Source organism: Janthinobacterium sp. BJB446, from assembly GCF_002735655.1.
GTDB lineage: Bacteria > Pseudomonadota > Gammaproteobacteria > Burkholderiales > Burkholderiaceae_D > Janthinobacterium > Janthinobacterium lividum.
Genome location: NZ_PDZK01000007.1, coordinates 84,927 through 96,358, shown reverse-complemented (window position 1 = coordinate 96,358; position 11,432 = coordinate 84,927). Strand labels below are relative to the sequence as shown.

Annotated in this window: 10 protein-coding genes and 1 tRNA gene; 7 read left to right on the top strand and 4 right to left on the bottom strand. The window is 62.8% G+C overall.

Annotation, left to right across the window (positions count from 1 at the left end; genetic code table 11):
* Positions 1-19: 19 nt before the first annotated feature.
* From mutY to mutM, 3 genes are read right to left on the bottom strand one after another with little or no spacing between them, the layout of a single operon-like run.
* The gene (gene mutY, locus CSQ92_RS26775; RefSeq protein WP_099395856.1) at positions 20-1,195 is read right to left on the bottom strand and encodes an A/G-specific adenine glycosylase; all 1,176 of its coding nucleotides are present in this window, start codon (positions 1,193-1,195) and stop codon (positions 20-22) included.
* Between the two features lie 44 nt (positions 1,196-1,239).
* Positions 1,240-3,141 (bottom strand): dynamin family protein, encoded by a 1,902-nt coding sequence (locus CSQ92_RS26770; protein WP_099395855.1) that lies wholly within the window; start codon positions 3,139-3,141, stop codon positions 1,240-1,242.
* 22 nt (positions 3,142-3,163) lie between these two features.
* Positions 3,164-4,000 carry a bifunctional DNA-formamidopyrimidine glycosylase/DNA-(apurinic or apyrimidinic site) lyase gene (mutM, locus tag CSQ92_RS26765; RefSeq protein WP_099395854.1) on the bottom strand — a complete coding sequence of 279 codons (837 nt, stop codon included), beginning with the start codon at positions 3,998-4,000 and terminating at the stop codon, positions 3,164-3,166.
* A 168-nt stretch (positions 4,001-4,168) separates the two neighbouring features.
* On the opposite strand from mutM, the gene CSQ92_RS26760 reads away from it, so the two are divergent.
* The 7 genes from CSQ92_RS26760 to pth all read left to right on the top strand — a co-directional run bounded on the left by CSQ92_RS26760 (position 4,169) and on the right by pth (position 10,304).
* Complete coding sequence (locus CSQ92_RS26760) at positions 4,169-5,953, top strand: tetratricopeptide repeat protein (protein WP_034778524.1); 1,785 nt, start codon at positions 4,169-4,171, stop codon at positions 5,951-5,953.
* 86 nt (positions 5,954-6,039) lie between these two features.
* On the top strand, positions 6,040-6,690 hold the full coding sequence (locus CSQ92_RS26755; protein WP_099395853.1) for an outer membrane lipoprotein LolB: 651 nt from the start codon (positions 6,040-6,042) through the stop codon (positions 6,688-6,690).
* Complete coding sequence (gene ispE, locus CSQ92_RS26750; RefSeq protein ID WP_034778338.1) at positions 6,687-7,571, top strand: 4-(cytidine 5'-diphospho)-2-C-methyl-D-erythritol kinase; 885 nt, start codon at positions 6,687-6,689, stop codon at positions 7,569-7,571. The genes CSQ92_RS26755 and ispE overlap by 4 nt, the downstream gene beginning before the upstream one ends.
* Before the next feature lie 78 nt (positions 7,572-7,649).
* Positions 7,650-7,726 (top strand) — tRNA-Gln (locus CSQ92_RS26745).
* A 150-nt stretch (positions 7,727-7,876) separates the two neighbouring features.
* A complete protein-coding gene (locus CSQ92_RS26740) occupies positions 7,877-8,827 on the top strand; it encodes a ribose-phosphate pyrophosphokinase (RefSeq protein ID WP_034753270.1) in 951 nt (316 codons plus the stop codon).
* A 168-nt stretch (positions 8,828-8,995) separates the two neighbouring features.
* Complete coding sequence (locus CSQ92_RS26735; RefSeq protein ID WP_034778340.1) at positions 8,996-9,604, top strand: 50S ribosomal protein L25/general stress protein Ctc; 609 nt, start codon at positions 8,996-8,998, stop codon at positions 9,602-9,604.
* 115 nt (positions 9,605-9,719) lie between these two features.
* Positions 9,720-10,304, top strand: a complete 585-nt coding sequence (gene pth / locus CSQ92_RS26730) for an aminoacyl-tRNA hydrolase (protein ID WP_086145733.1) — start codon at positions 9,720-9,722, stop codon at positions 10,302-10,304.
* On the opposite strand, the gene CSQ92_RS26725 is transcribed toward pth, so the two are convergent.
* The gene (locus CSQ92_RS26725) at positions 10,305-11,402 is read right to left on the bottom strand and encodes a serine hydrolase domain-containing protein (protein ID WP_099395852.1); all 1,098 of its coding nucleotides are present in this window, start codon (positions 11,400-11,402) and stop codon (positions 10,305-10,307) included.
* Positions 11,403-11,432 lie beyond the last annotated feature (30 nt).

The window sequence follows — 11,432 nt, the reverse complement described above, 5'->3', positions numbered from 1 at the left end:
AACAGTAAAAAACGCCGCACTAGAACATGCTGCGCTGCGCCGAACGCGCATCGCCGAACAGGTCCAGCAGCAGTTTCTTGATGGGCGCGGGCAGCGGCGCGTCCGCGATTTTCGCGCCGTCGTACCAGACGTGCGTGGACTCTCCGGCCAGCGCCAGGCGCCGCGCCAGGGTGATGCGGCAGGGAACGATGTGCAGCTTGTAGTGGGTAAACACGTGCACGATGGGCAGCAGCCTTTCCTGCGCTTCGATCTGGCCGAATGGCGCCACGGCGCGCGCCAGCGCATCCTGGTCGATGTCGCGCGGACAGTCCTCGCCGGCCAGCACGTGGCCATCGAGTTCGGGCAAGGACAGCAAGCCGCCCCAGATGCCCGAGCCCGGGCGCTGCTCCAGCAGCACCTTGCCGTCGTCGATGATGACCAGCATGACGGCATGTTTTTCCGGGCTGGTTTTCTTCGGTTTGCGCACGGGCAGATCCTTGGTGCGGCCGGTGGCGTAGGCCACGCAGCGCGGCTGCAGCGGACAGCGGCCGCAATCGGGACTGCTGCGCGTGCACAGGGTGGCGCCAAAGTCCATCAGGCCCTGTGTGTAGGCTTCGATGCCTGAATCTATTCCCGCTGCGGGCAGCAGCGCTTCGGCGCGGCGCCACATGGCTTCCTCGACGCGTTTTTCGCCGGGATAGGCGTCGATGCCAAACGTGCGCGCAAAGACGCGCTTGACGTTGCCGTCCATGATGGCCGCGCGGGTGCCGCTGGAAAACGCGGAGATGGCGGCCGCGGTCGAGCGGCCGATGCCGGGCAGGTCGGCCAGCAGGGCCGGGTCGCTGGGGAAGATGCCATCGTATTCGGCGACCACGCGCTGCGCGCACTTGTGCAGGTTGCGCGCCCGCGTGTAGTAACCGAGGCCGCTCCACTGCGCCATCACGTCTTCCACGGGGGCTGCCGCCAAATCGCGCAGGGTAGGAAAGCGTTCGAGGAAGCGCGCGTAGTAGCCGAGTACGGCGGTGACCTGCGTTTGCTGCAGCATGATTTCGGACAGCCAGATCAAATAGGCGTCGCGCGTGTTTTGCCATGGCAGCGCATGGCGGCCATGCTGCTTTTGCCAGGCGATGACGGTGGCGGAAAAACTAGGGTCGATATAGTCTTCTAAAGGTGCCGCGCCCGTGGCGGGCGAGAGCGGATGCAGCAGACGTTTCATGCAGGGTTCCAGTGTTCTGTTGTTTGATGTTGCTGATGTTGCGCTCAGCTTGCGCTGGCGGCGCGCAAGGTAGCGAGCAATTGCGCCAGCTGGGCCTTGTCGCGTTCGAGCGCCGCCAGGCTGGCTTCAAAGCCGGCGATTTTCTGTTCCAGGCTGCCCGTGGCGTCGTGGATGCGCTGGATCGAGGCAAAGCGCAGTTTCAGCTGTTCCTTGTACTCGACGATCTGCGCTTCGAGCGGCGCCATGATGACTTTCAGCCAGGCGCTGGCGTCGTCGTTGGCGTTGGTGAAGCTGCGGCGCACGCGCGAGGCGATGGTGTCGAAGAATTTCTCCATCAGCACGACCCGGCTGGTAGTGAGCAGGGTCGCCGTGCCGAACTGCTTATGGTAGACGGCTTCGATGTCGGTGATCTCCTGGCGGTAGCGGGCCAGCGAAAACGGCATCGGCAAGGCCAGCGCCAAGCCATGTTCGGTGGCGAATTTGCGGTACATCACGTTCATCATTTCCGTGATCTCGGCCGTCTTGCCTTCCGATCGGTCCAGGTTGCTACCGATGCGCTCGAAATACTGGCGCACGGCTTCGCGCAAGCCCGTGAAAAAGCGGCTGCGCTGCATGGCCGTGCGCACGCCGTCGATATCGTCGCGCACGATGTCCATGCCCAGGCTCGTGTACAGCTCCGTCGACAGGCGGGTAAACACGGCGCGCGTCGCTTGCAGCTTGAACAGGCTGCTGTCGAATTCCTTCTTCTCGATATCGATGCGCCGCATCATGTGCGCGATCACGCTCTGGTTCTTGCCGCGCAGGCTGTGCAGCTCGTGCAACTGCTCGGCGATGCCGCGCGCGCGTGCCGCCGCCTGCACCTGCTGCGCCGCTTCGATGGCGTCCAGGTCGAACGCCAGCTGGCGCCGGATGATCTCCTTGCGCGCGGGGATCAGCTCCTCGAACAGGGCCGTCTCCAGCGCCTGCAAGCGGCTCTTTTCCAGCAGCGCCGCGTCCTGGTTGATCTTGCCCACCAGGGCCTTTTGCGCCGAGACGGGAAACACCTGGCCCGCATCCAGCATCAGCAGGTGCGCCACGCTGGCCTGCTGGCGTTCGATGGCTTGCGCCACCTCGGCATCGCCGCGCAACTCATCCCACATGCTGTCGATCTTGTTGAGCACCACCAGGCGCCCCGCGCCGGCGCCGATATGGTTGCGCCATACCTCGATGTCGCTGCGCGTGACGCCCGTGTCGGCCGCCAGGATGAACAGCACCGCGTGCGCATTCGGGATCAGGTTCAGGGTCAGTTCCGGTTCCGTGCCGATGGCGTTCAGGCCCGGCGTGTCGAGGATCACCAGGCCCTGTTTCAGCAGCGGATGGGGGAAGTTGATGATGGCGTGGCGCCACATGGAGATTTCCACCTGGCCGTCCTCGTCTAGCATGGCGGGGGCGTCCGCATCGTCGGCGTCGTACAGGCCGTAGTGTGCCGCCTCCTCGATGCCGACTTTTTTCGTCAGGCTGACCTGGCGGATGGCTTCCTGCATGTCGCCGCCCGCCTCGATGTTCAGGGGCAGGACGGTCCAGGCGGCGGACAGGTCGCGGTAGTCGCTGGTCGACAGGTTCTGTGCGCGCGTCTCGATGGGCAGCAGCCGGATGGACGGCGGCCAGGCCGCGTCGTACAGCAGCTCGGTGGGGCACATGGTGGTGCGGCCCGCGCCCGAGGGCAGGATGCGCTGGCCGTAGCCGGCAAAGAAGATGGCGTTGATCAGCTCGGATTTGCCGCGCGAGAATTCCGCCACGAAGGCGACCGATAAACGGTCATCGGCCAGGCGGGAGCCACAGCGCGCCAGGCGCAGCGCGGAGGCGCCGTCGACCAGGCCCGCCGCGCTGGCGGCTTGCCGGTATGCCTGCAAGGCGGCCTGCACGTCCTGCCGCCATGCGCTGTATTGTTCCAGGTCTCTGACCATCTGGCTCCCTCTGTGAGTGTGGCTACTTTTGACAATTCACGCAGTAAAACGTGGAACGCTGTCCCTGCACGATCTGGCGGATCGGCGCGCCGCACACGCGGCATGGCTTGCCCGCGCGGTTGTACGTGAAATACGTCTGCTGGAAGTAGCCGGACTGGCCGTTCACGCCGATGAAATCGCGCAGGGTGCTGCCGCCCTGCACGATGGCTTCTGCCAGCACGTCGCGGATCGATTGCGCCAGTTTCTCATAGCGGGCCAGGCCGATGCGCCGGGCTGGCGTCTTCGGGTTGATCCCCGCGCGGAACAGGCTTTCGGAACAATAGATATTGCCCACGCCGACGACGATGTCGCCCGCCATCAGCACCTGCTTGATATTGGTGCCCTTGTTGCGCGTTTTCTCGAACAGCAGCTGGCCCGTGAAGCCGCTTTCCAGCGGTTCCGTGCCCAGGCCGCGCAGCAGCGCGTGGCCATCGAGCGGGCCGTCGGCCTCGTCGTGCCACAGCACGGCGCCAAAGCGGCGCGGGTCCGTCATGCGCAGCACCTGGCTGCCGCCTTCCGCGTCTTCCACGACGAGGTCGAAATGGTCGTGCTTTTGTGCCTCCGTCCCCACCGGCAACACGCGCAAATGGCCCGACATGCCCAGGTGGATGATCAGGGTGCCGTGGCGGAAGTGGATCAGCAGGTACTTGCCGCGCCGCCCCGTCAGGCCGATGGTTTGCCCCGACAGTTGTTCGCCCAGGGCAGGGGGGAAGGGCCAGCGCAGGCCGTCGCGGCGCAGCACGACGGAGCGCACGGCGCGGCCTTCGAGATGGGGCGCGACACCGCGCCGTGTGACTTCGACTTCTGGCAATTCTGGCATAGGGCTCGAATGGTGGAAAACCGGGTAAAAAAACAGGCGGGTTGCCGGCGGACGGCGGGCCCGGGCGCGCTACGCCGCCACGACGTATATATTTCGTTACATACGTGAAGTACGCGATAGCCGCGTTGGGCGTAGAATCAAACTTTGCCGTTCAGCCAGGATCAGCCTTTGAAAAACGCTTTCGCCATTGTAACCTTGTCCGCCCTGATGGCCACGCATGCCATGGCACAGACGCCTGTTGCCCCTGTCGATGGGGCGGCCAGTCCCGCTGCGGCCGCTGCGCCGCAAGCGCCCGGTACCGAGTCCGGCGACGACGCCAAGGGCGAGAAGCTGCCCAAGGTCGAGTTGAGCAGCGATTTGCTGTACAAGCTGACCAAGGCGGAAATGGAATTCAAGAGCGGCCAGTGGCAAGGGCCGTACGTGACGATGATGGTGGCGGCGCAGCAGACGCGCGACCCGCGCCTGGCGCGCCGCGCTTCCGAAATGGCGCTGGCCGCCAAGCAGGGCAGCGAGGCGCTGGCGGCCATCCGCCTGTGGCGCGACCTGGCGCCCGAATCCGATGAGGCGACCCAGTTCTTCCTCGGCTTCGTCGTATTGACGGACAAGATCGAAGAAGCGGAACCGATTTTTGCCGAGCGCCTGGCCAATGCGCCGCAGGGCGCGCGCGGCGTGGCCCTGTTCCAGATGCAGCAGATCCTGTCGCGGGCGAATGACAAGCTGTATGCCTACGCGATGGTGACGCGCCTGGTGCAGCCCTACCTGGACATGTTCGAAGCCCACCTGGTGCTGGCGCAGGGCGCCCTGTCGCTCGGCGAGCGCGAGCGCGCCATCGGCGAAGCGAACAAGGCGCTGGCCATCAAGCCGAACTCCGAGCTGGCCGCGCTGACCCTGGCGCAGGTGACGGGCGAGCCCGAGGCGGCAGGCAAGGTGCTGGCCACTTTCCTGCAAAAGAATCCCGATGCCGTCGAAGTGCGCGGCGCGTATGCGCGCCTGCTGGTCGAGCAAAAACAGCTGGAGCCGGCGCGCGACCAGTTCCTGCTGCTGCTGAAAAGCCAGCCCGATAACGTGGGGGGGCTGTATGCGCTGGGCATCGTGGCGCTGCAGCTGGAAGACACCAAGGGTGCGGAGCAGTACTTCAAGCGCTTCCTGGCCGTGCTGGATAAAAATCCTGGCGACGCGCGCGATCCGTTCAAGGCCCTGATGATACTGTCGCAGATCGCCGAGACGCGCGGCGACACGGCCGGCGCCATCGCCTGGCTGGACAAGGTCGACAACAGCGCTTCCGCCGGCTATGTCGAGGCGCGCTTGCGCCGCGCCCAGCTGATCGCCCGCGGCGGCAATCTCGATGCGGCGCGCAAGGCGCTGACGGAAATCGAAACGGACGATCCGGCAAGCCAGGCGCAGGTGCTGCTGGTCGACGCTCAATTCCTGCGCGATGCCGGCTATGTGCAAAGCGCCTACACGGTGCTGGAAAATGCCTTGCTGCGCTTCCCCGACAATCCGGAACTGCTGTACGACTACGCCTTGCTGGCTGAGCGCCTGGATAAGCTCGAGCTGATGGAAGCGAGCCTGCGCCGCGTGATGGCGCTGGCGCCCGACAATCAGCATGCGTATAACGCTCTCGGCTACTCGCTGGCCGAACGGGGCATCCGCCTTGAGGAAGCCCATGCGCTGATCGAAAAAGCCTTGCAGATGGCGCCGGGCGACCCGTTCATCATGGACAGCATGGGCTGGGTGCAGTTCCGCATGGGCAACCTGGCCGCCGCGGAAAATGCGCTGCGCCGCGCCTATGCCGTGCGCAGCGATCCGGAAATCGCCGTCCACCTGGGCGAAGTGCTGTGGCAGAAGGGCGACAAGGCCGAAGCGCAAAAGCTGTGGCGCGAAGCGCAAGGCAAGGACCCGAAAAACGATGCGCTGAAAAGTACGCTGGCGCGCTTGAATGTCAGTTTGTGATTGTTAACCCAAGGGCAAATTCTGGGGTCAGACCCTGAGGGTCTGACCCCGGGTTTTGCACTTGGGGTGAACTCAAAAAATTCCCCATGCCAAAAAACTTCATCGTTCTGACCGTCCTGTGCCTGTCCCTCTCGGCCTGCTCGACCCTGACTTCCCCCTTTTCGTCCGGCGCCGCGCCGTCCGGTAATGCCGTCGCGCCTTACCGCGAACAGGTGGAACTGACGGGCCGCCTGAACGTCGTGTACCAGAAGGATGACAAGCCTGAATCGGCCACCGTCAATTTCAACTGGCAACAGACGGCGCAGCGCACGGACGTGACCCTGTATTCGCCTGTCGGCAGTACGCTGGCGACGATTGCCGTCACGCCGCAGCAAGCCGTATTGACGCAGAGCGGCAAGGCGCCGCGCAGCGCGCCCGATGTCGATACCCTGAGCGCGCAGATGCTGGGCTGGTCCTTGCCCGTGTCGGGCTTGCGCGACTGGCTGCAAGGCTATGCCGTGGGCGCCGATGGCAAGCGTTTCGTCGCTTCGCCGGCCAACGACAGCGTCACCACGAAAGATGGCTGGCGCTTGCGCTATGTGTCGTGGCAAGAAGTAGGGCAAAATGCGGCCGACAATACACCGGGCGCCTTGCCCCAACCGCGGCGTATCGATGCCGAACGCAATGCCAGCGCGCAGGCCGATGCCGTCTCGCTGCGCATCGTGCTCGATCCCGCCCCATCCGCTCAAGCACAATGACGTTGACTACCCTGAATAACTGCCCGGCTCCCGCCAAGCTGAACCTCTTTTTGCACGTCAACGGCCGCCGTGCCGATGGCTACCATCTGCTGCAGACGGTGTTCCAGTTGCTCGACCATGGCGACACCTTGCACTTCGCGCTGCGCGACGACGCGCTGATCCGCCGCGTGACGGCACTGGCCGGCGTGCCGGAAGAACAGGATTTGATCATCCGCGCCGCCAAGTTGCTGCAGGCGGAAGTGCTGCGCCGCACGGGCGCCTTGCCGCGCGGCGTCGATATCGCCATCGACAAGGTGCTGCCCATGGGTGGCGGACTCGGCGGCGGTTCATCCGATGCGGCCACGGCCCTGATGGCATTGAACCGCCTGTGGCAAGCGGGCTTGAGCCGCGAGGAATTGATGGCGCTGGGCTTGCCGCTGGGCGCCGATATCCCGTTTTTCATCTTTGGCGAAAACGCCTTTGCCGAAGGCGTGGGCGAGGCCTTGCAGCCCGTCGCCACGCCCGAATGCTGGTACGTGGTGATCGAGCCGGGCGTGCAAGTGCCGACCGCCGCAATTTTTTGCGCGGAAGGCTTGACGAGAAATACCGAACCCGTCACAATAGCGGACTTTTCCAGGCACCTCGCAGAAGGAAACGATGCGGGCGGGTTTGGCAAGAATGATTTACAGCAAGTGGCATGCAGTCTTTTCAAGCCGGTAGCAGATGCGGTAGAATGGCTGGGTGCTTACGGTGAGGCCAGGATGACTGGCTCCGGTGCTTGTGTATTCAGTGCGTTTGGCAGTCAGGAAGAAGCGGATGCGGTGCTCAGCAATGTGCCACCAGTCTGGATCGCCTGGAAGGCAAAAGCGCTGAGCCGCCACCCGATGCTCACCATGTTGTAGAGAGCAAAAAAAGATTTTGCTTAGCGTCAAATAGTCGGTATAATACTGGCCAACATGACGGCAAGCAGTCAGTAACGTAGGGGAATCGCCAAGCTGGTTAAGGCACTGGATTTTGATTCCAGCATGCGAAGGTTCGAATCCTTCTTCCCCTGCCACCATTTCACCGTAGTCTGTCGATGCGAAGTTGGCGTCCAGTGCGGGAAAAAGCAGATATGTTGCCACGCGGCATATTCTAAACAATGACTGACCGGGCCTATGCCCGGTTAGTGCTTTTCAAGACTTCTATATCACCTCTTGGGACTCCCATGGCTTACGAAAACCTGATGGTTTTTACCGGCAACGCGAATCCAGCGTTGGCAGAGGGGGTCGCAAAAAACCTCGGCATCCCTCTCGGTAAAGCAAACGTTTCGAAATTCTCCGACGGCGAAGTAATGGTCGAGATTAACGAAAACGTGCGCGGCAAGGATGTTTTTGTTTTGCAATCCACCTGTGCTCCAACCAACGACAGCCTGATGGAAATCATGCTGATGGTTGATGCCTTGAAACGTGCTTCCGCTGGCCGCATCACCGCCGCAATTCCTTACTTCGGCTACGCCCGTCAAGACCGTCGTCCACGCTCCGCGCGTGTGGCGATTTCGGCCAAGGTGGTGGCGAACATGCTGGAAGAAGCCGGTGTCGAGCGCGTCCTGATCATGGACTTGCACGCTGACCAGATTCAAGGTTTCTTCGATATTCCAGTCGACAATATTTACGCTTCGCCAATTTTGCTGGGCGACCTGCAAAAGAAAAACTACCAGGACCTGCTGGTGGTGTCGCCGGACGTCGGCGGTGTGGTACGTGCGCGCGCCCTGGCAAAACGCCTGGGCTGCGACCTGGCCATCATCGACAAGCGTCGTCCAAAAGCGAACGTGTCCGAAGTGATGAACATCATCGGTGAAGTCGAAGGCCGCAACTGCGTGATCATGGATGACATGGTCGACACGGCAGGCACCCTGACCAAGGCTGCCGAAGTGCTCAAAGAGCGCGGCGCGAAAAAAGTCGTGGCGTATTGCACGCACGCGGTGCTGTCGGGCCCGGCGATTGACCGTATTTCGGCGTCGCCACTCGATGAGCTGGTCGTGACCGATACGATCCCCCTGTCCGAAGCGGCCCTGGCCTGCGGCAAGATCCGTCAATTGACGTGCGCGCCGCTGCTGGCCGAGACGTTCAAGCGCATCATCAAGGGTGATTCGGTTATTTCCCTCTTTATCGATTAATTCGACAAGAGCAGCAACAGACGTAATGCCTGCGGCGCGACCGGCTTTTTGCCTGTTGCGCCGCAGTGTTTTCATTTTCGGGGTGTTTTGCACCCCATTTTCGAAGATTCCTGGTCGCGGGAGTCTTCATAACACAAGGCGCAAGCCTTGTTCTTCTTGGAGTTTCACATGAAAGTTATCGCATTTAAACGCGAATTGCAAGGTTCCGGAGCGAGCCGCCGCCTGCGCATTTCCGGCCAAACCCCTGGTATCGTCTACGGTGGCGCTGAAGCCCCGGTGCTGATCTCGCTGGATCACAACGCCCTGTACCACGCGTTGAAAAAAGAAGTGTTCCACTCGTCGATCCTGGACCTGGAAATCGACGGCGTTTCCCAGCAAGTTCTGTTGCGCGACTTCCAAGTCCACGCATACAAACAACTGGTTCTGCACGCTGACTTCCAGCGCGTTGACTCGAAGCAAGCTATCCACGTGAAAGTGGCGCTGCACTTCGTCAACGCTGACGTTTCCCCAGCAGTCAAACTGCACGGCGCGACCATCAGCCACGTAGCCAACGAAATCGAAGTTTCGTGCCTGCCAGGCCAACTGCCAGAATTCATCAACGTTGACCTGTCGAACATCGACGTCGGTCACTCGCTGCACGTTGGCGACCTGGTCCTGCCAGCTGGCGTGACCGCTGTCACCCACGGCGCCAACCTGACCATCGCTACCGCTTCGGTACCGGCTGGCCACGTTGCTGCTGAAGCCGCTGCTGCTGAAGTTGTTGCTGACAAGAAGTAATTTTGCCGCCGCAGCTATGCGGTAGTCGCAAGGAAAAACCCGTCCGGTTCGCTCCGGACGGGTTTTTTTCTGCCTGTTTTCACCGATAATACGTTTTTACACTGCAGACACAGCCATGCCCATACGCCTGATCGTCGGCCTCGGCAACCCGGGACCCGAATACGAACAAACCCGCCACAATGCCGGCTTCTGGCTGGTGGACAACCTCGCCAACAGCTTGCCCGGCACGCGCTTGCAGCGCGATTCGCGCTACAACGCCATGCTGGCCAAGACCTCCATCGGCGGCAATGAAGTCTGGCTGCTCGAACCGCTGACCTTCATGAACCGCTCGGGCCAGTCCGTGGGCGCGCTGGCGCGCTTCTTCAAGATTGCCGCAGATGAAGTGCTCGTCGTGCACGACGAACTCGATCTGATGCCTGGCATCGCGCGCCTGAAGAAGGGCGGCTCGGCCGGCGGCCACAATGGCTTGAAGGACATCACGGCCGCGCTGGGTACGCAGGATTACTGGCGCTTGCGCCTGGGCATCGGCCATCCGCGCACCCTGAGCCTGCAGCAGCAGGTGGCCGATTTCGTGCTGCACCGCCCGCGCCGCGAAGACCAGGAGCTGATCGAGCAGGCGATCGAGAAATCCTTGCAGGTGATGCCGCAGATCGTTGAGGGCAAGTTCGAGGCCGCCACGATGAAGTTGCACACGGCATAGTCATTTCCCCGCCTTGCCGAAGCCGGCCATGATGGTTTTCGCCATCTGCTGCTGGCTGGCCTGGGCGCTGCTGCCTTCGCCCGCGTTGGCGGCGATCAGCAAGCCGTCGCCGCTGCCGGGCGCCAGCGCGATCAGCGCGTGCCAGTAGCCGTTCGAGCCCAGGTGCGTGAGTACGCGCTGCGGCGCCTGGGGCGGAAAGTACATCACGCCCCAGCCCAATGCCGCATTTGTGTCGCCCTGCGCCGTGTGCAGCAACACATACGTTTCCTGTTTCAGCAGTTTCCCCTTGCCTTGCTCGCCATGCAGTTGATCGAGCGCAAATTTGGCCCAGTCTTGCATGCTCAGGTGAATTTCCCCATCGGGCGCCATCATCAGCGGATTGCTGGCCATCAGGCCGGCAATCGGCTTGTTTTCCTTGTGGCCCAGGTTTTGTCCCCGCACGGTGGGGCCGAAGGCGGCCTGCATGCCCAGCGGGCCGAACACCTCCGCCTGCATCAGTTCCTCATATGTCTTGCCCGTGACCCGCTCGGCGATGGCGGCGGCGATCATGGCGCCGCTGTTCGAGTAGTGCGATTCGCCGCGCGGCGCGGCCACCGGCGCATCGGCCAGCGCCCGTTGCGCGTATTCCAGGCGCTGCAGGGGCAATGGCCGCGTGTCCGTATAGGTGGAATTGATCCATGCCTCATCGGGATTGGGCGGCAGGCCGGCGCGGTGCGACAGCAGATCCATCAGGTTGACATCGCGGTACTCGGCGCGCATGCCGCCGGCCAGCGCGGGCAGCATGGCTGACAACGGCGCATCCCACGACAGCACGCCCCGTTCCACCAGCCGCGCGATCAGGGTCACCGTCATGGCCTTGCCGTCGGAGCCGATATTCCACACGTCATCGGCGCGCACGCTATCGTGCCCGTCGTTGGCCCGCACGCCCGCTTGCGTTTGCGCCTCGATCTTGCCGTCGCGGATGACGAGAATGGCCATGGCCGGCACGCTCTTGTCGGCCAGCGCCTGCTGCAGCATGGCATGCAAGTCATGGGCGCGGGCGGCGCCGCTGAGCAAAAAGGCGGTGCTGCAAACGAGTGAGGCAAGCAGGGTTTTCATGGTGTCTCCAGTCGATAGGGGTGAGCGAAC

Excerpts from the sequence above, each read along its gene's own strand:
- mutY (WP_099395856.1), bottom strand. The coding sequence starts at position 1,195 with ATGAAACGTCTGCTGCATCCGCTCTCGCCCGCCACGGGCGCGGCACCT.
- CSQ92_RS26770 (WP_099395855.1), bottom strand. The coding sequence starts at position 3,141 with ATGGTCAGAGACCTGGAACAATACAGCGCATGGCGGCAGGACGTGCAG.
- mutM (WP_099395854.1), bottom strand. The coding sequence starts at position 4,000 with ATGCCAGAATTGCCAGAAGTCGAAGTCACACGGCGCGGTGTCGCGCCC.
- CSQ92_RS26755 (WP_099395853.1), top strand. The coding sequence starts at position 6,040 with ATGCCAAAAAACTTCATCGTTCTGACCGTCCTGTGCCTGTCCCTCTCG.
- ispE (WP_034778338.1), top strand. The coding sequence starts at position 6,687 with ATGACGTTGACTACCCTGAATAACTGCCCGGCTCCCGCCAAGCTGAAC.
- CSQ92_RS26740 (WP_034753270.1), top strand. The coding sequence starts at position 7,877 with ATGGCTTACGAAAACCTGATGGTTTTTACCGGCAACGCGAATCCAGCG.
- CSQ92_RS26735 (WP_034778340.1), top strand. The coding sequence starts at position 8,996 with ATGAAAGTTATCGCATTTAAACGCGAATTGCAAGGTTCCGGAGCGAGC.
- pth (WP_086145733.1), top strand. The coding sequence starts at position 9,720 with ATGCCCATACGCCTGATCGTCGGCCTCGGCAACCCGGGACCCGAATAC.
- CSQ92_RS26725 (WP_099395852.1), bottom strand. The coding sequence starts at position 11,402 with ATGAAAACCCTGCTTGCCTCACTCGTTTGCAGCACCGCCTTTTTGCTC.